This window comes from Salipiger marinus, from assembly GCF_900100085.1.
GTDB classification, from domain to species: domain Bacteria; phylum Pseudomonadota; class Alphaproteobacteria; order Rhodobacterales; family Rhodobacteraceae; genus Salipiger; species Salipiger marinus.
This window is the reverse complement of sequence record NZ_FNEJ01000031.1, coordinates 14,615-33,635: the sequence shown is the minus strand read 5'-3', so window position 1 is coordinate 33,635 and position 19,021 is coordinate 14,615. Positions and strand designations below refer to the sequence as shown.

At 68.5% G+C, this 19,021-nt stretch carries 20 protein-coding genes; 9 read left to right on the top strand and 11 right to left on the bottom strand.

The genetic code is table 11. The features are described from left to right. Window positions 1-21 precede the first annotated feature (21 nt). Entirely contained in the window at window positions 22-1,059 is a 1,038-nt protein-coding gene (locus BLR51_RS23955) for a zinc-dependent alcohol dehydrogenase family protein (RefSeq protein WP_089851742.1), read from the bottom strand. A gap of 233 nt (window positions 1,060-1,292) precedes the next feature. Between BLR51_RS23955 and BLR51_RS23950 the strand changes: the two genes are divergently transcribed. From BLR51_RS23950 to BLR51_RS23935, 4 genes are all read left to right on the top strand, one after another. Then, window positions 1,293-2,243: a homoserine O-succinyltransferase gene (locus BLR51_RS23950; RefSeq protein ID WP_089851740.1), complete on the top strand. Its 951-nt coding sequence runs from the start codon at window positions 1,293-1,295 to the stop codon at window positions 2,241-2,243. A 12-nt stretch (window positions 2,244-2,255) separates the two neighbouring features. Further along, window positions 2,256-3,206, top strand: coding sequence for an alpha/beta fold hydrolase (locus BLR51_RS23945; RefSeq protein ID WP_089851738.1), 951 nt, complete (start codon window positions 2,256-2,258; stop codon window positions 3,204-3,206). Between the two features lie 64 nt (window positions 3,207-3,270). Continuing rightward, entirely contained in the window at window positions 3,271-4,140 is an 870-nt protein-coding gene (ppk2, locus tag BLR51_RS23940) for a polyphosphate kinase 2 (protein WP_089851736.1), read from the top strand. Next, a complete protein-coding gene (locus tag BLR51_RS23935) occupies window positions 4,133-4,750 on the top strand; it encodes a TetR/AcrR family transcriptional regulator (RefSeq protein WP_089851734.1) in 618 nt (205 codons plus the stop codon). Before ppk2 ends, BLR51_RS23935 begins: the two co-directional genes overlap by 8 nt. On the opposite strand, the gene BLR51_RS23930 is transcribed toward BLR51_RS23935, so the two are convergent. The 7 genes from BLR51_RS23930 to BLR51_RS23900 all read right to left on the bottom strand — a co-directional run bounded on the left by BLR51_RS23930 (window position 4,747) and on the right by BLR51_RS23900 (window position 11,466). Further along, window positions 4,747-5,850 (bottom strand): glycosyltransferase family 4 protein, encoded by a 1,104-nt coding sequence (locus BLR51_RS23930; protein WP_089851732.1) that lies wholly within the window; start codon window positions 5,848-5,850, stop codon window positions 4,747-4,749. The genes BLR51_RS23935 and BLR51_RS23930 overlap by 4 nt on opposite strands. After that, on the bottom strand, window positions 5,850-6,743 hold the full coding sequence (locus tag BLR51_RS23925) for a glycosyltransferase family A protein (RefSeq protein ID WP_089851730.1): 894 nt from the start codon (window positions 6,741-6,743) through the stop codon (window positions 5,850-5,852). The genes BLR51_RS23930 and BLR51_RS23925 overlap by 1 nt, the downstream gene beginning before the upstream one ends. Before the next feature lie 121 nt (window positions 6,744-6,864). Continuing rightward, window positions 6,865-7,350, bottom strand: coding sequence for a 30S ribosomal protein S9 (gene rpsI, locus BLR51_RS23920; protein WP_089851729.1), 486 nt, complete (start codon window positions 7,348-7,350; stop codon window positions 6,865-6,867). A 2-nt stretch (window positions 7,351-7,352) separates the two neighbouring features. Next, window positions 7,353-7,811 carry a 50S ribosomal protein L13 gene (gene rplM, locus BLR51_RS23915; RefSeq protein ID WP_089851727.1) on the bottom strand — a complete coding sequence of 153 codons (459 nt, stop codon included), beginning with the start codon at window positions 7,809-7,811 and terminating at the stop codon, window positions 7,353-7,355. Window positions 7,812-7,973: 162 nt separating this feature from the next. Next, the gene (locus BLR51_RS23910) at window positions 7,974-9,179 is read right to left on the bottom strand and encodes a porin family protein (protein WP_089851725.1); all 1,206 of its coding nucleotides are present in this window, start codon (window positions 9,177-9,179) and stop codon (window positions 7,974-7,976) included. Window positions 9,180-9,226: 47 nt separating this feature from the next. Next, window positions 9,227-9,910, bottom strand: coding sequence for a hypothetical protein (locus tag BLR51_RS23905; RefSeq protein WP_089851723.1), 684 nt, complete (start codon window positions 9,908-9,910; stop codon window positions 9,227-9,229). A gap of 134 nt (window positions 9,911-10,044) precedes the next feature. After that, complete coding sequence (locus BLR51_RS23900; protein WP_089851722.1) at window positions 10,045-11,466, bottom strand: aminotransferase-like domain-containing protein; 1,422 nt, start codon at window positions 11,464-11,466, stop codon at window positions 10,045-10,047. A 69-nt stretch (window positions 11,467-11,535) separates the two neighbouring features. Between BLR51_RS23900 and BLR51_RS23895 the strand changes: the two genes are divergently transcribed. Next, window positions 11,536-11,763 (top strand): DUF1127 domain-containing protein, encoded by a 228-nt coding sequence (locus BLR51_RS23895; protein ID WP_089851719.1) that lies wholly within the window; start codon window positions 11,536-11,538, stop codon window positions 11,761-11,763. Window positions 11,764-11,996: 233 nt separating this feature from the next. Here the strand turns inward: BLR51_RS23895 and aroB are convergent, their stop codons facing one another. Further along, window positions 11,997-13,106, bottom strand: a complete 1,110-nt coding sequence (gene aroB / locus BLR51_RS23890) for a 3-dehydroquinate synthase (protein WP_089851717.1) — start codon at window positions 13,104-13,106, stop codon at window positions 11,997-11,999. After that, window positions 13,103-13,678: a shikimate kinase gene (locus tag BLR51_RS23885; RefSeq protein WP_089851716.1), complete on the bottom strand. Its 576-nt coding sequence runs from the start codon at window positions 13,676-13,678 to the stop codon at window positions 13,103-13,105. Before BLR51_RS23885 ends, aroB begins: the two co-directional genes overlap by 4 nt. A 95-nt stretch (window positions 13,679-13,773) precedes the next feature. Between BLR51_RS23885 and BLR51_RS27870 the strand changes: the two genes are divergently transcribed. From BLR51_RS27870 to BLR51_RS23870, 4 genes are all read left to right on the top strand, one after another. After that, window positions 13,774-13,923, top strand: coding sequence for a hypothetical protein (locus tag BLR51_RS27870; RefSeq protein WP_165616920.1), 150 nt, complete (start codon window positions 13,774-13,776; stop codon window positions 13,921-13,923). Beyond that, on the top strand, window positions 13,913-15,469 hold the full coding sequence (locus BLR51_RS23880) for a hypothetical protein (RefSeq protein ID WP_089851714.1): 1,557 nt from the start codon (window positions 13,913-13,915) through the stop codon (window positions 15,467-15,469). Before BLR51_RS27870 ends, BLR51_RS23880 begins: the two co-directional genes overlap by 11 nt. Further along, window positions 15,466-16,395, top strand: coding sequence for a site-specific tyrosine recombinase XerD (locus BLR51_RS23875; RefSeq protein ID WP_089851712.1), 930 nt, complete (start codon window positions 15,466-15,468; stop codon window positions 16,393-16,395). Before BLR51_RS23880 ends, BLR51_RS23875 begins: the two co-directional genes overlap by 4 nt. Before the next feature lie 63 nt (window positions 16,396-16,458). After that, window positions 16,459-17,787, top strand: a complete 1,329-nt coding sequence (locus BLR51_RS23870; protein WP_165616919.1) for an HlyC/CorC family transporter — start codon at window positions 16,459-16,461, stop codon at window positions 17,785-17,787. Here the strand turns inward: BLR51_RS23870 and BLR51_RS23865 are convergent. Continuing rightward, window positions 17,744-18,910, bottom strand: a complete 1,167-nt coding sequence (locus BLR51_RS23865; protein WP_089851710.1) for a sensor histidine kinase — start codon at window positions 18,908-18,910, stop codon at window positions 17,744-17,746. The two genes, BLR51_RS23870 and BLR51_RS23865, sit on opposite strands and share 44 nt — an antisense overlap. Between the last annotated feature and the right edge of the window lie 111 nt (window positions 18,911-19,021).

The window sequence follows — 19,021 nt, the reverse complement described above, 5'->3', positions numbered from 1 at the left end:
ATCTCCTGATGCCATGCGACCTCAGCGGCTGAAGTCGGTGATGACGGCCACGCCCGGCGGCGTCGGCCCGTTGAAAGCGGCAAGCTCCGCCCCGGCCTGGCTGAGGGGAATCTCGCGCGCGATGAGCGGGCTCATATCGACCTTTCCGCGCGTGATCAATCCAAGCAGCGACGGATAGCGGTGCGACGGCATGCCCCGGGTGCCGTAAAGCGCCAGATTGGCCATGTAGACGGCGTTCATGTCCACTTCCTGCACGGCATGATGCCCCACCGGCATGCCCACCTGCACATGCCGCCCAAGCGGGCGCAGGCAGCGGATCGAGGCATTGACCGTCTGCGGAATCCCCAGCGCCTCCACGCTCACATGCGCGCCGCCACCGGTGATCTCGCGGATCTGCGCCGCCACGTCGCCATCCTTGGCATTCACCGCCGCATCCATGCCAAGGCTCAGCGCATGGTCGAGCTTTTCCTGCACCACATCAACCACGATCACATGCGCGCCAAGCGCCCGGCCAAGGATCGCCGCCGACAGCCCGATGCCGCCGGTGCCATGCACCGCCAGCCATTCGCCCCCCGCCAGCGCCGCGCGCCCGGTCAGCGCATGCCATGCGGTGGTGACGCGGCAGCCCAGACCCGCCGCCAGCGTCGGCGACATGCCCTCGGGCAGCCGCGCAAGGTTGAAATCGCGCGGCACCGCCACGTATTCGGCAAAGGCGCCCGGCTCGACAAAGCCGGGCAGGCGCTGGTCGAAACAGGTATGCTGATTGCCCTCGCGGCAGGAGGGACAGGTGCCGCAGGCAAGGATGAACGGCGCCACCAGCAGATCGCCCACCTGCCAGTGCGAGCCGGGGCCCGCCGCCACCACCTCGCCGCAATATTCATGGCCCTGAATCTGGCCCGGCTTGACGCGCGGATGCTCGCCCGACCAGCCATGCCAGTCCGACCGGCAGACGCCGCAGGCCAGCACCTTCAGCACCACGCCATCGGCGGGGCAGTCCGGAACCGGAACCTCCTCGATGGACAGATCCGCGTTATAGGTTCTCAGCACGGCAGCGCGCATGTCGTCTCTCCTCCGGGTCAATGTGAGATCACAGAACGACACCGCTCCGGCAACCGCAAGCCCCGCGCCGCTTCTTCTTGGCAAAAATATCCCGGGGGACTCCCCCGCAGGGGGATGGGGGCAGAGCCCCCTTCTGCCGTGATCACCGACCAGACGCCCCGGCGGTCATCGCCACCCTTGAGCCCGGCGCCCTGCGCGTCTACATCTCCTGCCCTGACCAGAGGATGATTGTCATGCCCATCAAGCTGCCCGAAGACCTGCCCGCCTATGACGTGCTCTCGCGCGAAGGCGTCATGGTCATGTCCGAGGACAGCGCCTCGCGGCAGGACATCCGGCCGCTGCGCATCGCCCTGCTGAACCTGATGCCCAAGAAGATCCAGACCGAGAACCAGTTCGCCCGGCTGATCGGCGCCACGCCGCTGCAGATCGAATTCTCGCTGATCCGCATGACCGAGCATCAGACCAAGAACACCGCCGCCGAACATATGGAGGCCTTCTACCGCCCCTTCGCCGAGGTCGAGGCCTCGGGCGAGAAATTCGACGGGCTGGTGATCACCGGCGCGCCCATCGAACACCTGCCCTATGAGGAGGTGACCTATTGGGACGAACTGACCCGGGTGTTTGCCTGGACGCAGAGCCATGTCCACGCCACCTTCGGCGTCTGCTGGGGCGGCATGGCGATGATCCACCATTTCCACGGCGTGCCGAAACACATCCTCGACCACAAGGCCTTCGGCTGCATCCGGCACCAGAACCTCGCCCCCGCCTCGCCCTATCTGCGCGGCTTTTCCGATGACATGGTGATGCCGGTGTCGCGCTGGACCGAGGTGCGCCGCGCCGAGGTCGAGGCGGCGGGCCTGCCGGTGCTGATCCATTCGCCGGAAACCGGCCCGGCGCTGGTCGAGGATCCGGGGCATCGCGCGCTCTATATCTTCAACCATCTGGAATATGACAGCCACACGCTGAAGGAAGAATACGACCGGGACGTGGCGGCGGGCAAAGCCATCAACGTGCCCGCCAATTACTACCCCGAGGACGACCCGTCGAAGCGCCCGCTCAACCGCTGGCGCAGCCATGCCCATCTGCTTTATGGCAACTGGATCAACGAGATCTACCTGACGACTCCGTTCGAGGTGGATCGCATCGGCACCACCTTGACCGACTGGCGCAAGAATACCCGGTAAAGGTTTGCAACAATGCCTTGGAAAGTCCTGATTTCGCTTGCTGTTCTGGCTCTGGCAGGCTGTGCCGCCACGGGCATCGCGTCTGACCGCTCGGCGCGGGGGGCGGTCGAAGCCTACCCGCCAGAGGGCCGCTTTCTGGAGGTGGACGGCCATCGCGTGCATTATGTCGAAAAGGGCTCCGGCCCGGATCTGGTGCTGATCCACGGCGCCAGCGGCAACCTGCGCGACTGGACCTATCAGGCGGTGGACCGGCTGGCGCCGCGCTACCGGGTCATCGCCTTTGACCGGCCCGGGCTTGGCTATACGCCCGCGCTTTCGGCCTCGGGCGACAGCATCTTCGATCAGGCCGACCTGCTGGTGGCGGCGGCGCGGCAGCTTGGCGCCGACCGGCCCATCGTGGTCGGCCAGTCCTATGGCGGCGCCGTGGCGCTGGCATGGGCGGCGGAGCATCCGCGCCACAGCGCGGGGCTGGTGCTGCTGGGGGCCGCCTCGCAGACATGGGAGGACAGCCTGCCCGCCTTCTACCGGCTGACCGGCGGGCCGCTCGCACCGCTGGCCAACAGCGCCATTTCGGCACTGGCCCCCGAATCCCGCGTGCAGGACGCCATCCGCGAGGTGTTTGCGCCAAACCCGGTGCCGCCCGGCTATGCCGAGCATATCGGCGCCGAACTGGCGCTGCGCCCGGCGACGCTGCGCGCCAATGCCCGCCAGCGCGCCAGCCTCAAGGCCGAGATCGCCGCCCTGCTGCCGCGCTATCCCGCCCTCGACCTGCCGGTGGAACTGATCCATGGCGAGGCCGACCGCATCGTCGGGCCGCAGATCCATTCCGTTCCCACCGCCCGCGCCATCCCCGGCGCGCGGCTGACGCTGCTGCCGGATGTGGGCCACATGCCCCAGCATGTCGCGCCGGGGGTGATGGACGCTGCCATCGACCGTGTGGCGCGGCGGGCGGGTTTGCGTTGACGCGACATAGCGCCCATAGTGGACCCCCGGACAGACAGCCCGGACAGACAGAAGGAACGCGGTCGTGAGCCTGCCCTTTGACGGCGCCATCAGCGCCTATTTCGACACCGAAGCGCCAGAGCCGATCCGCGCCGCGCTGCGCCGCGCCGACAAGGACGACATCCTGTCACCCAGCTACCCCTATTCCGAAGAGATGCGCGGCAAGACCTACGACAAGGACATGGCCGCCCTTCAGGTGGAACTGCTGAAGCTGCAGGCCTGCATCAAGACCTCCGGTCGCCGCATCGCCATGGTGTTCGAAGGCCGCGACGCGGCGGGCAAGGGCGGCACCATCAAGCGGTTCCGCGAAAACCTCAATCCGCGCGGCGCGCGGGTGGTGGCGCTGCCCGCGCCTTCGGATACCGAAGCCTCGCAATGGTATTTCCAGCGCTACATCGCGCATCTGCCCGCAGGTGGCGAGATCGTGTTCTATGACCGCAGCTGGTATAACCGGGGCGTGGTGGAAAAGGTCTTCGGCTTCTGCACCGAAGCGCAGCGCGAACATTTCTTTGCGCAGGTGCCCGATTTCGAAAAGATGCTGGTGGAGGATGGCATCCACCTTTTCAAGTTCTGGCTGAATGTGGGCCGTGCCGAACAGCTGCGCCGGATGCTGGCGCGCGAGGGCGATCCGCTGAAGCAGTGGAAGCTCAGCCGCATCGACGTGGAGGGGCTGAAGAAATGGGACGCCTACAGCGCCGCCATTCAGGAGACCCTGTCGCGCAGCCACACCCCCGAGGCGCCATGGACGGTGATCCGGTCGGATGACAAGAAACGCGCGCGGCTGGCCGCGATCCGCCATGTGCTGAGCCATCTGGATTACGACAACAAGGATGCCCGCGCCATCGGCACGCCCGATCCCTGCATCGCCGGAGGCCCCGAGATCTGGGATGCCTAAGCGGGGCTATCACCATGGCAACCTGCGGCAGGCGCTGGTCGAGGCGGCGCTGGCGCTGATCGAGGAAAAAGGCCCCACCGGCTTTACCCTCTCGGAGGCGGCGAAGCTTGCGGGCGTCACCCCCGCCGCCGTCTACCGCCATTTCGGCGGGCGCGAGGATCTGATCGCCGAGGCCTCGAAACAGGGCTACGAGATCTTTGCCGATCTCATGCAATATGCCTATGACAGTGGCCAGCCCTCGGCGCTTGGCGCGTTCGAGGCGACGGGCCGCGCCTATCTGGCCTTTGCCCGCCGCCATCCCGGCCATTACATCGCGATGTTCGAATCCGGCATTTCGGTCAACCATTCGCCGGAACTTGCCGCCGCCGCGCGCCGCGCCCGCGACGTGCTGGAACGCGCGGCCTCGGATCTGTCGCAGCATATCCCGGCAGACAAGCGCCCCCCCGCCTCGATGTTCTCGGCCCATATCTGGGCAATGAGCCACGGCGTGGTGGAACTCTTCGCCCGCAACTCCCCCGGCGCACAGGCGCCCTTCCCCGCCGACGCGCTGCTGGAATCGGGCATCGGCATCTACCTGCGCGGACTGGGACTGATCCCGCCGGACCGCTAGGGCCTCTGCGCCAGTAGCGTCAGCATCGCCCGCGCCCGCGCCGCCCAGGAATAGCGCGTCGCCAGATCCTGCCGTGCGGCATCCCCCAGCCGCGTGCGCAGCCCGGCATCCACCGCCAAGGCCCGCAGCGGCGCGACCCAGCCTTCGGGATCCTCGGGCGGACACAGCAGGGCATTGCGCCCGTCGCTGAACACCTCGCGCAGGTTCGGCAGGTCCGAGGCAAGGATCGCCCGCCCCAAGGCCATGTATTCAAAGGCTTTCAGCGGAGAGGTCCAGGCCCCGATATCGGTGATCCCACCGCCCGAGGTGCCGACATGCCGCGCATTGGGCAAAAGCGCCACGTCAAACCCCGCGATATGTCGCGCCACCTCGGCAGGGGCGACGCGGGGCAGAAAGCTCAGGTTGGGCGCAGAGACGCGCGCCTGCCAGTCGCGCCGCGCGGTTTCCGGCCCGCCAAGCACGACAAACGCCACCTCCGGCACCAAGGGCGCCAGCGCCGCGATCAGCTCCACCCCCTTGCCGGGCAGCAGCGATCCGGCATAGCCCGCGACCAGACGGCGCCCGGGCGGCGGCGGCGCGGGCTCGGGCGCCAGATCGGCGCCATCCTGCAGCACCGCGACCGCGCCCGCAGGCAGGTTCAGCTGCGCCTCCAGATGGGCGGCAAGCTGTGCGGTGATCGCCACCAGCCGTGCCCCCCGCGCCTGCGCGAGGGCCAGCGCGCGGCCCTTGTCGCTGTCGGGCGCGGGCGGGTGGTGCAGTTCCAGCACCGTGGCAAAGCCCCAGCGCGTGGCCAGCGCCGCCGTGGGCACATCCCGCGTCAGCACCGTGCGCCGCCCCTCGCGCCACGCCTGCAGCAGCGCGCGGGCCCGCCAGCCCAGCCGGTCCAGCGGATGCTTCATGTCGTAAAGCCGCAGCGCGAACGGGTGGCGCAGCCCGTAGATCTGCGCAAGCCCCGCCATGTCGGACGCTGGCCTGCCCTGATGCGCAAAAAGCCGCAGATCCGCGCCCTCGCCCGCCAGCGCCGCGCACATCCGCGCCACATGGACGGCATTCGCCGCCTCTGACGGCAGCACGGAACGGGCAATATAGGCCATCCGCATCAGCGCAGCCGCCGTGCCAGCGTGCTGCGCCAGCCGCCGCGTGCCAGCCCGTTCTGCGCGCCGCCGCGCAGCGACCAGTAAAGCGCCTGCGGCGCCGTGGGGGCGGTCAGCCAGTCCTCGGCAAAGGGCAGATCGCCGGGATCCCGGTCCAGAAAGCGGCGCAGACGCTCGCCCTGCAGCGGCGCGATTACATGCACACCCGCGCCACAGACCAGATCCAGCAGCCGCAGCCGCCACACCCGTTTGCGTCCCCGCCACGACACCGGAAAGGGCAGCCAGTGGGCAAAGGGGAAGACCAGACTGCCCATGCGCAGGCCAAGCGCGCGCGCCCGTGCCTCGTTCCCTTTTTCGCCCTGCTCCAGTCGGCCGAGCGTGGCGCGCAGCCGGGGGATGTGGAACAGCCCGGTATCGCCATAGGCGCAATGCGCGCCGGACACCGCCGCTGCTTCGGGGCGCCGGTACACGCCGCCGTCCAGCACAAGCCCGATGTCGCGCGCGCCGCGCCGGGTCTTGGCGAAGGTCACCCCCAGCACGAAGGACGCATCGGCCCGGTCGAACTGCGCCACGGCGGCGTCCAGATCTGCCTGCGCCACGTCGCGCACCAGCATCATGTCATCCTGCAGCATCAGGACCACGGTCTGCCCCTCTGCCTCGGCCAGATCCAGCGCGCGGTTCATCCCGCCATGCAGGCCGCCCGTCACCGCATGTTCCGCCCCGGGCGCGGGTGCGGTCAGCACCTCGACCGGCAGCGCCGCCAGCACCGCCCGCGTGTCCGGATCGTCAGAGCGGTCATCCATCACGGTGACCTGCGCAAAGGGCATGTGCCGCCGCACCGACTCCACGGCGTTGCGCAGATAGGCGCCGCGATTGTAGCTGAAGATGAACACCCGCATCACCGAACTCCTGCGCTTGCCGGATTGGAGTAGCGCAGGCCGCCCGCCCCGCCAACTGCGCCCAAGAAAAAACGCACCGGGTTGCCCCGGTGCGTTTCGATGTCCTGCGATCCGGTAAGGATCAGCGCTTCGAGAACTGGAAGCTGCGGCGTGCTTTGCGCTTGCCGTATTTCTTCCGTTCCACAACGCGGCTGTCGCGGGTCAGGAAGCCTGCCGCTTTCAGCGCGCCGCGCAGGGCGGGATCGTAAAGCTGCAGCGCTTTCGAGATGCCGTGCTTGACCGCGCCGGCCTGACCGGACAGGCCGCCGCCCTTGACGGTGGCCATCACGTCGAATTCACCTTCGACACCAGCGATGGTGAAGGGCTGGCGCAGGATCATCTGCAGCACGGGCCGGGCGAAATACGCGTTGATTTCCTTGCCGTTGACGGTGACCTTGCCGGAGCCCGGCTTGATCCAGACGCGGGCGACCGCGTCCTTCCGCTTGCCAGTGGCATAGGACCGGCCCAGCGAGTCGCGCACGGGCTCACGCGGGGCTGCCACGGGAGCGGTGGACTCGATGCCTGCGGCGGTGCCGAGTTCTTCCAGGGAGTTGATCTGTTCAGCCATGATTACACCCGGGTGTTTTTCTTGTTCATCGACTTGACGTCCAGCGCTTCGGGCGCCTGCGCCTCGTGCGGGTGGGCCGCCCCTGCATAGACGCGCAGGTTGGTCATCTGCTTGCGCGACAGGCGGTTGCCCGGCAGCATGCGCTTGACGGCCTGGATCACCACACGCTCGGGATGCGCGCCTTCAAGGATCTGGGCCTTGGTGCGCGACTTGATCCCGCCGGGGTGGCCAGTGTGCCAGTAGAAGTGCTCTTCGCGCTTCTTGCCGGTCATCTGCACCTTGTCGGCGTTGATGATGATGACGTTGTCACCCATGTCCATATGCGGGGTGAAGGTGGCCTTGTGCTTGCCACGCAGACGCATGGCGACGATCGACGCGAGACGGCCCAGAACGACGCCTTCCGCGTCGATCACGATCCATTTCTTGTCGATGTCTGCCGGAGTCGCAGAGTAGGTTTTCATCGCGGTGCCCTTGAGCTTGTTCCAGAGGCCCGCAGGCCTCGTATTCCGATGGGCGGGTTATAAGCTTGCCGCGCGCACAGTCAAGCGACAGTTTTCCGATTTTTTACAATAAAAACAATGGCTTGATAAATAGGTATCATTTTACCCCACAAATCGGACGGTTCAGAAGCGCCGGGTGAAGCTGATCTGCAGCGCGCGGTTGTCATAGCTGCGCATGTCGATGCTGGAGCGGGCGCGTTCCAGACCCAGCCGCAGTTCGGGCACGAAAGGCCCGATGCGCAGGTCGCGGTCCATGACCGACAGGTCAAGCCGCAGCCGGTCATCCTGCCGCGCGATGCCGAACAGCGGGTCGCGCCCGCCATAGCTGCGCCGCGCCACCGACAGGTCGCCCTGCACGGTCCAGCCGCCGGACCAGAATTTCTGCGCCCCCACCGACAGGCCGCGTTCGGTGTAATCCTGCGTGGCAAACCGCGCCTCCTTGCGCAGCACCGACAGGTTGCCGCGCAGCAGCAGCGTGTCGCTCTGCATATGCGACAGGCCCAGCACCAGCCGGTCATCGACCTCGTCGCCGGTGCCGTCGGTGGCGCTGGCCCATGTCCGCGCGGCGGCAAAGGCCAGATAGCTGCGCTGTCCCAGCGGGCGGCCCGCCTCCAGCCGCAGGCCGTGGGTTTCATCGACCGGCACGCCCGCATTCCAGTTGCGCCCGCGCGTGACATCGATGCCGAAGCGGCTGCCATCCGCGCCCTGCCAGAACGGCCCGACGCGCAGGGTCAGCTGGCGGTCCTGCAGCCGCTCGTCCGGGTTGTGCCGCGCCCAAAGATCGGCGCCAAACCGCAGGCGCAGCCGGTCGCCCAGAGGGTGCATGTAGGTGCCCCCCGCCACCACGATCACCGAGGTCGAGGCTTCGGCCCGCGCATCCTCGTTCAGGCCAAACTCGACGCCGTTGATGTCGACGCTGGACTGGCTGGTCTGGCGGCCCGGATTGGTCTCGGGCAGGATATTGAGCTGGAAATACCCGGTGAGCGGCTGGCGGTCGGCGGCGGTGCTTGCGATGCGCCGCGCCGCAAGCCGCGCCTCGAGGGCCAGATCGCCAAGCGCCGCCAGATCGGCGTGATAGCGCGCCCGGCCATAGCGGCCCTGCCGGAACAGCGCCGCCGCCAGTTCCAGCCGGTAGACCGCCTTGCCCGGCTCCTCTGACACCAGACGTTCCAGCAGCGGCAGCGCTGCCGCCACATCGCCCGCCTGCATCAGCGTCACGGCGCGGTTCCACTGGGCAACCTCGGCCTCGGACTGGGCCAGAGCCGCCACGGGAGCATTCAGAGCAAAAACGAACAGGGCCGCGCGCAGCAGCCGTCGGATCGGGGACATGAGTCTGACCTGACGCGCCCCCCGGACCTGCCGGAGGGCGCATGCCTTTACTGACGTTCGAGGTAGAACGGACCGCCGCGGATCACGCCGCCCACGCCCGAGGGATCGCTGGTGTTCAGGCTGGCCGCACCGGTGGCAGCAGCCCCGCCCTCGCCCATGAACTGCCCCTGCAGGGTCATGTAGGTCTCGCCGGTCAGCCCGGTGGCGCCGGAGGCTTCTTCCAGCTCGCCGGCCAGAGCCAGCGACATCTGGGTGGTCTCCCCCTCGAACAGGCCCGGCACCACGATCGGCGCGCGGCCGATTTCGTTGATGTCGTTCGACGCGGTGGTGTTGGCGCTGCTCAGCGTGCCGGTGGCAGTAAACTCCGTGCCGTCATAGGTGCCGGCGAAATTGGTCGCGGTGCCCGACATCGGGTTCACGGCGGCGTCGAAATTCACGTCGACCGCCAGATCGCCGGTCACATGGCCGCGGGTTTCGCCGGTGGTGTTGTCGACCATCGGAATGAAGGTGCGCCCGGCATAAGAGGCGGTGCCGCTCAGCGGGTCGGTGGTGGGACCGGTGCCCGCCACGTCAGAGACGATGGCCTCGAACTCTTCCAGCGTGGTCGCGGTTGCGGGCGGGGTGCTCCCGCCGCCGCCTCCGCCGCCACCGGAACCGCCGCCGGAACTGGTATCGCAGGCGGCAAGCAGGGAGACCGCGCACAGCGCGGCAGACAGATGAATGGCTTTCATGAAACACTCCTGACTTCTTCGCGCAGCCATGCCCCGGGCGGCCTCAGACCTCCTCCGGCCCGGCACAGGGACAGGCGACGCCGCGTCACAGTAGCAACCCGCGCGCGCGCCTCCGCCCCCCCGAACAGGGGGAGTCAGACCAGAATCTGCCCCGGCGGATCGTCCAGCAGCCGCCGCAGCCGCCCCAGCGCCGCCTCGAATTCCGGCATCGGCACGCGGGTGTTCATCCCCAGCCGCACCGCATGTGGCGCAAACGTGTCGCGCAGAGCAAACTCCTCTGCCGCGCGCACCTGCACCCCCTGCGCCTCCGCCGCCAGACAGAAAGCCGCCGCCCGCCAGCCCGCAGGCAGCCGCAGCCAGACAAAGGGCGCCTGCTCGTCCCAGCTCAGATCGTGACCGCCAAGCGCATTGACCGTCGCGCGCACATACTGGCCGTTGCGCGCCCGCACCGCCCGCACGATCTCGCGGGTTTCGGGCCGGGCCAGCAGATCGCCCAGCAGTTCCGCCAGCGGCAGCGCCAGCCCGAAAAAGCCGTATTCCGCCACCCGCCGCAGATCGCCGCGCCGGGCCTGCGGCGCGATGGTGAACCCCACCCGCAGCCCCGGCGTCAGCGTCTTGGAGATCGACGAGACGAACCAGCCCAGATCGGGCAGCATCGCGCGGTAGCTTTCGGTGCGCGGATCCCCCAGCGAGGTGCTGTCATCCTCCAGCACATGCAGCCCGCAGGCCCGCGCCACCTCGGCGATCTCGCGCCGCCGCTCGGGGGGCGTGACCAGCGCGGTGGGGTTGTGCAGTTCGGGCGAGGTGCAGAGCAACTGCGCCTCGTGCCGCCGCGCCAGATCGGCCAGCGCCCCCGGGATCAGCCCCTGCGCATCCATGGGCACCGCCACCAGTTCGGCGCGCAGCAGTTCCGCCGCGCGGCGGAAGCCGGGATAGCACAGATCCTCCACCAGCACGACCGGACGCCGCCCGCGCAGCACCGCCTGCATCACCAGCGAGATGCCGTTCTGCGCGCCATGGCTCAGCACCACATCCTCGTGATCCACCGGCCCCAGCGGCACCTCGCGCAGCCAGTCCAGCACCACCTGCCGCGCTGGAGCAAAGGCCCGGCCCGAGGGGTAATCCAGCAGCTCGGGCGCCGGGCGTTCGGCCAGCCGCGCAAAGCCGGAGCGGATCAGCGCCACCTGCCCCAGATCCGGCAGACGCGCGGTGAACAGGCTCACCATGCCGTCGCCTGCCGCCTCCTCGGGGGCCGCCCCCACCAGCAGCGGCGGGCGCGGACCGGCGGGCCCCTGCACAAACGTGCCGCGCCCCACCTCCGCCACCAGCAGCCCCTCGTCGGTCAGCAGCGTATAGGCGCGCGCCACCGTGCCCGGCGTCATGCCAAGCCGCCAGCCCAGATCACGCACCGGCGGCAGCCGCGTGGCGGGGGGCAGCTGGCCCGATCCGATCCCGGCCCGCAGCGCGGCGGCCAGCGCGCGGTATTTCGGCCCCGCAGCTTCCGCCGCAAAGAGCTCGAATATTGTATCGGTCACAATGTTCTTGTCGACGTCCATTCCGGCACAATGTATCAATAGATCACAGATTACAACTACATTGTGTCAATACAAACTCGAGGACTTCCCATGGCACTGACCGCCCACGCCCCGCTTCTCGCCTATCTCGACGCGCAGCGCCCGCTGCCGCCCGTCGCGGCGCTGACGCTGCGGCTCGCGGTGGTCTTCGCGCAATGGTCGCAGCGCCGCCGCACCCGACAGGCGCTGAAACAGCTGGATGACCATCTGCTGCGCGATCTGGGACTGGAACGGCACGTCGCGCAGGCCGAGGCGCGCCGCATGTTCTGGCAGGGCTGATCCCCGGACCTGCCGGAACCTCTTCCCCTAGGGCGCGAGGCACCCCCTCGCGCCCCTTTTGTGTCACGACTGTCTTGATACAATCCGCCGCGGCTTGGGACAGCCTGCAGAGGCGCCGCGATCCGCGCTTCCAGCGGCCGCAAATATCCCGGGGGAGTCCGCGGCACGCGGACGGGGGCAGAGCCCCCGCGCCCCATCAGCCCATCGCCGCCGGACGGCAGGCAGCGCCCGGCTCAGCCCCGCGCCGAGTCGCGCAGCACCTCCAGCACCCGCTCGCGCGGGGCCGAGGCGCCGACAAAGGCCTCGCCGATACGGCGGGCCAGCACGAAGCGGATGGCGCCATCCACCACCTTCTTGTCCTGCCCCATCAGCTCGAAAAGCTGCTCCGCGTCGGGCAGCGCGCCGTCGATTTCGGCCAGATCGGCCTTCATCCCCATCTCGCGCAGATGGGCGCGCAACCGCGAGGGGTCTTCCTGCGCGCAGAGCCCCAGCCGCGCCGACAGCTCGAAAGCCAGCGCGCAGCCGATGGCCACGCCCTCGCCATGCAGCAGCCGCTGCGAATAGCCGGTGGCGGCCTCCAGCGCGTGGCAGAAGGTATGGCCAAGGTTCAGCAGCGCCCGCTCGCCCTGCTCGGTCTCGTCGCGCATGACGATGCCCGCCTTCATCTCCACCGACCGAGTCACCGCATGGTCAAGCGCTGCCGGATCGCGCCCGCGCAACGCCCCGGCATGGGCTTCCAGCCAGCCGAAAAATTCCGCATCCCCCAGCAGGCCGTATTTCACCACCTCGCCGTAACCCGCCAGAAAATCGCGCGGCGCCAGCGTCTGCAGCGCGCCGGTATCGGCCAGCACCAGCGCGGGCTGATGGAAGGCGCCGACCAGATTCTTGCCTGCGGGCGAGTTGATGCCGGTCTTGCCGCCCACGGAACTGTCGACCTGCGCCAGCAGCGAGGTGGGGATCTGCACGAACCGCACGCCCCGGCGCAGGATCGCGGCGGCAAAGCCCACCAGATCGCCGATCACCCCGCCCCCCAGCGCCACGACCACATCGCTGCGCTCGACCTTCTGCGACAGCAGCCATTCCGTCACATGCTCCAGCTCGCGCCAGCATTTGGTGGCCTCGCCCGGCGGCAGCAGCAGCGCCTCGGATGCGATGCCCTCGGCGGCAAGCCCCGCCTGCAGCGGCACCAGATGTGCGGCGGCCACGGTGGCATCGCTGACCACCACCACGCGCGGGCGGCGCAGCAGCGGCGCGATCTCGGCCCCGGCCCGCGCGATCAGGCCCGCGCCGATGCGCACGTCATAGGCGCGCGCGCCCAGATCCACATGCACGGTTGTCGTCATGACTTTTCCTCTTCCAAGACATCGGGCCGCGTCAGCAGCGTGTCGACCACACGCCGCGCCATGGCCTCCACCGACAGGCCCTGCTCCGATTTCACCGCCACATCCGCCAGCGCATAGACCGGCACGCGGCGGGCAAAAAGCTCGGCCAGCGTCGCCTGCGGATCGGGGGTGCGCAGCAGCGGGCGGCTGTCCTTGTGACGCACCCGGCCCCAGAGCACCGGCAGATCGGCATCGAGCCACACCGCCACGCCCTTTTCGGTGATCAGGCGCCGGTTCTCCTCGGCCATATAGGCGCCGCCGCCGGTGGACAGCACGGCGGGCCGCGCCTCCAGCAGCCGCGCGATGACCTGACTTTCCTTGCGGCGGAAGAAGGGCTCGCCGTCGCGGGCAAAGATCTCGGCGATGCTCATGTTGGCCGCCTTCTCGATCTCGGTGTCCGAATCGCGGAACGGCACGTGAAGCTGCGTGGCCAAAGCCCGGCCCACGGCCGATTTTCCCGCACCCATCATGCCCACCAGCACCACAGTCTTCTTCAACTTCGGGAGCAATGCCCTTGTTTCTCGGCCATCCATCGCCAATTCTGCCTCCTGTGGGCCGTGAATGACGTGAGTTTGCGAAAAAGGCTAGGTATAAGTGCCAAAAATCACGAGGCAGGATAACGAACGGCATGGGACGACTGGTGAAATGGCTGCTTATTCTTTTGATCCTCGGCGGGATCGCTCTGGTGGCCTATGCGTATGTGGGGCCGTTCTTCGGCGCCAACTTCGCGCCGCCGCAGACCGAAATCCGCCAGCCTGTGGAGCTTGATGCGAACTGAGACCCTTCTTCTGACGGGTCTGTGCCTGCTCGCCTCTCCGCTTGCCGCGCAGGATCCGCTGTCGGCCATCGACTGGCTGCACTCCGCCCCGCGGGGTCTGACCGCCATCCCGCAGCACATGGCCCCCCCGCGCAGCGAGCCGCCGGTGGCCGCCACCGGCACCGTGCCTGCGGTGGACAGCGCGCCGCTGGACGCGCCGTCGCAGGATGCGGCGGGGCTGCTGCCGATGTCGGTGACCGGCCTGCCACGCAGCCTGTGGTCGCGCAGCGACGGGCCGGTGCTGATCCCGCTGCTGGGGGCGGTGGATCCGGTGGTGCCCGCCCTCGCCGCCCAGCTTCTGACGCTGCTTCTGGCCGAGGCCGACGCGCCGCGCGGCAGCGGCGGCGCGGGCGCCAGCTTTCTGGCCGCCCGGCTGGACCGGCTGATGCAGGAAGGCGCAGTGGATGCCGCGCTTGCACTGGTGGATCAGGCGGGCGGGGCCGGGGATCCGCAGATCTTTGCCCGCTGGCGCGATCTGGCGCTGATCGCGGGCGAACCCGACGCGCCCTGTGCGGCGCTGCGCCGCAATCCGCATCTCAGCGATGATCTGCCCACCCGCATCTTCTGCGAGGCGCGCGGCGGCAGCTGGGATCATGCCGTCACGATCTTTGGCAGCGCGCGGGCCTTGGGCCAGATCGACGCGCGCGAAGCCGACCTGCTGGCGCGGTTTCTGGATCCCGACCTGATCGAGGGCGCGGAACCGGTGCCCCCGCCTGCGCGCCCCACGCCGCTGGAATTCCGCCTGTTCGAAACCATCGGCGAGGCGTTGCCCACCCAGCCGCTGCAGCGCGCCTTCGCCGCCGCCGATCTGGGCGGCACCAGCGGCTGGCGGGCGCAGATCCTTGCCGCCGAACGGCTGGCGCGGCGCGGCACCGTGTCGGAAAACCGGCTTCTGGGCATCTATACCGACCGCGCCCCCGCCGCCTCTGGCGGGGTCTGGGACCGGGTCGCAGCGGTGCAGGCGCTGGACCGCGCGCTGGCACAGAACCGGACCGAAGAGGTGGCCCCCGCGCTGCTGGCGGTCTGGCCGCAGATGCGCAGCGCCGGGCTGCTGGTGCCCTTTGCCCAGCTTTTTGCCGACCGTCTTGACGGTCTGCCGCTGGAGGGGCGCGCGGCAGATCTGGTGCCGCGCGCAAGGCTGCTGGCCGATGGCTACGAGACTGCCGCCGCCGGGATGGATCCTGCCCCGGGGCTGCTGCACGACGCCGCGGCCATCGCGCGGGGCCGCGCCCCCGACAGCCCGCCGCAGACCGCGCAGCGGCTGGCCATCGCCGCTGCATGGGCCGAAGACAGCCTGCCGCCCGAACCGCTCGCCACCCAGCTGCGCGAGGGCCGTCTGGGCGAGGTCATCCTGCGCGCCATGGCGCTGTTTGCCTCGGGGGCGGAGGGCAATCATGCCGATCTGACCGATGCGCTGGCCACGTTCCGCGCCATGGGGCTGGAGGACACCGCGCGCCGCGCCGCGATCCAGCTGATGATCCTCTCCGACGAAGGCGCGCCGCTATGAGTGCCGCGCACTGGGTCTCGGCCTTTCTGGAAACGCAGGCCGCCGAACGGGGGGCTGCCGACAACACCCAGCTGGCCTATGGCCGCGATCTGCTGGATTTCACCGGCTGGCTGGCCGCGCGGCAGCTGGATCTGGCCAGCGCGCAGCGCGCCGATGTCGAGGCCTATCTGATCGGCTGCGAAGCCGAGGGGCTGGCGCTGTCGACCCGCGCGCGGCGGCTCTCCTCCATCAAGCAGCTTTACCGCTTCGCCTTCGAGGAAGGGCTGCGTCTGGACAACCCGGCGGTGCAGATCACCGGGCCGGGCCGGGCCAAGCGCCTGCCCAAGACGCTGTCGGTGGAGGAGGTGGACCAGATGCTGGTCGCGGCACAGAGCCATGGCCGCACGCCCGAGGATCACCTGCGCAATGCCTGCCTGATGCAGCTGCTTTACGCCACCGGCATGCGGGTCAGCGAGCTGGTGACGCTGCCGCTGTCCTCGGCGCGGGGCGATCCGCGCATGCTGCTGATCCGCGGCAAGGGCGGCAAGGAACGCATGGTGCCGCTGTCCCCCCCTGCCCGCGTGGCGCTGGCTGGCTGGCTGGCCTGCCGCGACGGGCAGGAAGACCGGGCGCGTCTGGCGGGCAAGCCCGCCTCCGGCTTTCTTTTTGCCTCGCGCGGGAAGGCCGGGCATCTGACACGGCACGCCTTTTACCTGCTGATCAAGGACATTGCCGTGGCGGCGGGCGTGTCTCCGGCCAAGGTCACGCCGCACACGCTGCGCCATGCCTTTGCCACCCATCTGCTGGCCAATGGCGCCGATCTGCGCGCGATCCAGACCTTTCTCGGCCATGCCGATGTCGCCACCACCGAAATCTACACTCATGTGCTGGAGGAACGGCTGCGCGATCTGGTGCTGGACCATCACCCGCTGGCCCGCGACCGCTAAGCGCGCTTGAAACCGCCCGATCCGGGCCGCATATCTAGAAAAAAGACGGAATAGACAGATCCCATGGACATGCCCGACGCCGCGATGCTTGACGCCACTTTCTGGATGACCACCGGCGCGATCTTCGTGCTGATCCTGTTCTCCGCCTTCTTCTCCGGATCCGAGACGGCGCTGACCGCCGCCTCGCGCGGGAAGCTGCGCGCGGCGCAGGACCGTGGCTCCAAAAGCGCCGAGATGGCGCTGAAGATCACCGAGGACAATGAACGGCTGATCGGCTCGGTCCTGCTGGGCAACAACCTTGTCAACATCCTTGCCACCTCGCTGGCCACCGCGCTGTTCACCCGGCTTCTGGGCGACAGCGGCGTGGCCATTGCCACGCTGGCGATGACCTTTCTGGTGCTGATCTTTGCCGAGGTGCTGCCCAAGACCTATGCGATCACCAATCCCGAAGCGGCGGCGGCGCGTGTGGCGCCCCCGATCCGGGTGGTCATCCTGATCTTTTCTCCGGTGGTGGCCGCGATCCGGGCGCTGGTGCGGCTGATGCTGCGGGTGTTCGGGGTCAAGACCGACCCCGACAGCCATATCCTTGCCGTGCGTGAAGAAATCGCGGGCGCGCTGCAGCTTGGCCATTCCGAAGGCGTGGTGGACCGCGAGGACCGCGACCGCATTCTTGGCGCGCTGGATCTGGCCGAACGCACGGTCGAGGAGATCATGCTGCACCGGTCCGGCATCGAGATGATCAATGCCGATTCCGATCCGCGCGCGATCCTGCAGCAATGTCTGGACAGCAGCCACACCCGCCTGCCGATCTTTCGCGGCGAGCACGAGAACATCATCGGCGTCGTCCATGCCAAGGATCTGCTGCGGGCGATGTATGATTTCATGGCGAAGGCCGGCGCGCAGGGCTTTGACGCGCTGGACGATTTCCGCATCACCGACGTGATGATGAAACCCTATTTCGTGCCCGACACCACCACGCTGGCCGACCAGATGCGCAACTTCCTGCGCCGCCGGACCCATTTTGCGCTGGTGGTGGACGAATACGGCTCGCTCGAAGGTCTCATCACGCTGGAAGACATCCTTGAAGAGATCGTGGGCGAGATCACCGACGAACACGACCCCGCCGCCGAACAGCAGGTGCGCGCCGACGAGGAAGGCTGGTTCTGGCTGGATGGCGGCACCACGATCCGCGACCTGAACCGTGCCACCGACTGGGCGCTGCCCGATGACGAGGCCAACACCATCGCGGGGCTGGTCATTCACGAGGCGCAGATGATCCCGACCGTGGGCCAGAAGTTCAGCTTCCACGGCTTCCGGATGGAGGTCATGGAGCGCGAGAACAACCGCATCACTCGGCTGCGGGTGCGGCCGCAAACCCCGATTCGGACGTAAAAGGCACCTCTTCGGCGGGATCGACGGGCAGTTCGGCGCGCAGCACGAAGCCGCCCGGCTCCCGCCCCTGCGTCAGCAACCCGCCCACCTGCTGCGCTGCCGCCTCCAGCAGCCGGGCGCCAAGCGCCGAGCTTGCCAGCACGTCCAGCCGCGACCCCGGCTCCGGCCCCGGGCCGTTGTCGCGGCAGGTAAAGACCAGCGCGTTGGGGCCGTGCCGCTCCAGCGTGAAGCGCACCTCTGCCCCGGCATACTGGCCGCGAAACGCATATTTCCCGGCATTGGCCGCAAATTCGCTGGCCATCACCCCGATGGAGGCCGCGACGCGCGACTCCACCTCCAGATCGGGGGCTTCGACATGCAGCACCACGCCTTCGGGCGCGTGGCGCTGCAGCAGCGTGGCGACGCGGCCTAGATAGGTGTCGATGCGCACAAAATGCATCTTGGAGGTCTGGTTCAGCGCCGCATGCAGCTGCGACACGGAATCGACCCGACGCGCGATGGCGTCCAGCGCCTCGCGGGTCTCGTCATTGCCCGACCGTCCGCGGTAGAGCCGGATGGTGGAGGCGACGGTCTGCAGCGAGTTCTTCACGCGGTGGTCGATTTCCTCGCGCAGCACTTCCTTGTTGGCGAGCGCGCGCTGCAGATCCAGCTGCCGCATCACCTGCCCGGCCATCACCTCCAGCAGGCGGCGCTGCAGCGGGGCCAGCTTGCGCGGATGATGGTCCAGCACGCAGAGCGTGCCGATGCGGTGGCCGCTGCGGGTGACCAGCGGCGCCCCGGCATAATAGCGCATCGTCCCGCTCAGCCCGCAGCACAGCGGGTTGTCGGCGCTGCGCAGATCCAGCAGCGTGTCCTCGATTTCCAGAACCCCGTCCTGCAGGATGGCATGGGCGCAGATCGACTGCTCCAGCGGGCTGCCGTCCAGCTCCAGCCCATGCGCCGCCTTGAACCACTGCCGGTCCTCGTCGACCAGACTGATCAGCGCCACCGGCATGTCGAGCTGGGCCGCCAGCAGCTCCACCACCTCGTCGAACGCGGGCTCGCGCCCGGTGTCAAGAATGCGGAAGCTGCGCAATTCGGCAAGCCGCTCCTGCTCGTCCTCCGAACGTCGCGCTAGTCCCATAGGCTGTACTGTCCTTTCCAGCCCGTCATCCGGGCCGCCGCATCTGTCGTGTCTCTGGTTTATTTTCGATTTGAGGTAATCTGTTACCCAAAGTGTCAAGGAAAAACCCCG

Bases quoted from the DNA above. Each gene is read 5' to 3' on its own strand.
- BLR51_RS23875 (WP_089851712.1), top strand. From the start codon at position 15,466: ATGAGTGCCGCGCACTGGGTCTCGGCCTTTCTGGAAACGCAGGCCGCC.
- BLR51_RS23935 (WP_089851734.1), top strand. From the start codon at position 4,133: ATGCCTAAGCGGGGCTATCACCATGGCAACCTGCGGCAGGCGCTGGTC.
- BLR51_RS23905 (WP_089851723.1), bottom strand. From the start codon at position 9,910: ATGAAAGCCATTCATCTGTCTGCCGCGCTGTGCGCGGTCTCCCTGCTT.
- BLR51_RS23885 (WP_089851716.1), bottom strand. From the start codon at position 13,678: ATGGATGGCCGAGAAACAAGGGCATTGCTCCCGAAGTTGAAGAAGACT.
- BLR51_RS23910 (WP_089851725.1), bottom strand. From the start codon at position 9,179: ATGTCCCCGATCCGACGGCTGCTGCGCGCGGCCCTGTTCGTTTTTGCT.
- BLR51_RS23930 (WP_089851732.1), bottom strand. From the start codon at position 5,850: ATGCGGATGGCCTATATTGCCCGTTCCGTGCTGCCGTCAGAGGCGGCG.
- rpsI (WP_089851729.1), bottom strand. From the start codon at position 7,350: ATGGCTGAACAGATCAACTCCCTGGAAGAACTCGGCACCGCCGCAGGC.
- BLR51_RS23870 (WP_165616919.1), top strand. From the start codon at position 16,459: ATGGACATGCCCGACGCCGCGATGCTTGACGCCACTTTCTGGATGACC.
- BLR51_RS23900 (WP_089851722.1), bottom strand. From the start codon at position 11,466: ATGGACGTCGACAAGAACATTGTGACCGATACAATATTCGAGCTCTTT.
- BLR51_RS23950 (WP_089851740.1), top strand. From the start codon at position 1,293: ATGCCCATCAAGCTGCCCGAAGACCTGCCCGCCTATGACGTGCTCTCG.
- BLR51_RS27870 (WP_165616920.1), top strand. From the start codon at position 13,774: ATGGGACGACTGGTGAAATGGCTGCTTATTCTTTTGATCCTCGGCGGG.
- BLR51_RS23945 (WP_089851738.1), top strand. From the start codon at position 2,256: ATGCCTTGGAAAGTCCTGATTTCGCTTGCTGTTCTGGCTCTGGCAGGC.
- rplM (WP_089851727.1), bottom strand. From the start codon at position 7,811: ATGAAAACCTACTCTGCGACTCCGGCAGACATCGACAAGAAATGGATC.
- aroB (WP_089851717.1), bottom strand. From the start codon at position 13,106: ATGACGACAACCGTGCATGTGGATCTGGGCGCGCGCGCCTATGACGTG.
- BLR51_RS23895 (WP_089851719.1), top strand. From the start codon at position 11,536: ATGGCACTGACCGCCCACGCCCCGCTTCTCGCCTATCTCGACGCGCAG.
- BLR51_RS23925 (WP_089851730.1), bottom strand. From the start codon at position 6,743: ATGCGGGTGTTCATCTTCAGCTACAATCGCGGCGCCTATCTGCGCAAC.
- BLR51_RS23865 (WP_089851710.1), bottom strand. From the start codon at position 18,910: ATGGGACTAGCGCGACGTTCGGAGGACGAGCAGGAGCGGCTTGCCGAA.
- BLR51_RS23955 (WP_089851742.1), bottom strand. From the start codon at position 1,059: ATGCGCGCTGCCGTGCTGAGAACCTATAACGCGGATCTGTCCATCGAG.
- BLR51_RS23880 (WP_089851714.1), top strand. From the start codon at position 13,913: ATGCGAACTGAGACCCTTCTTCTGACGGGTCTGTGCCTGCTCGCCTCT.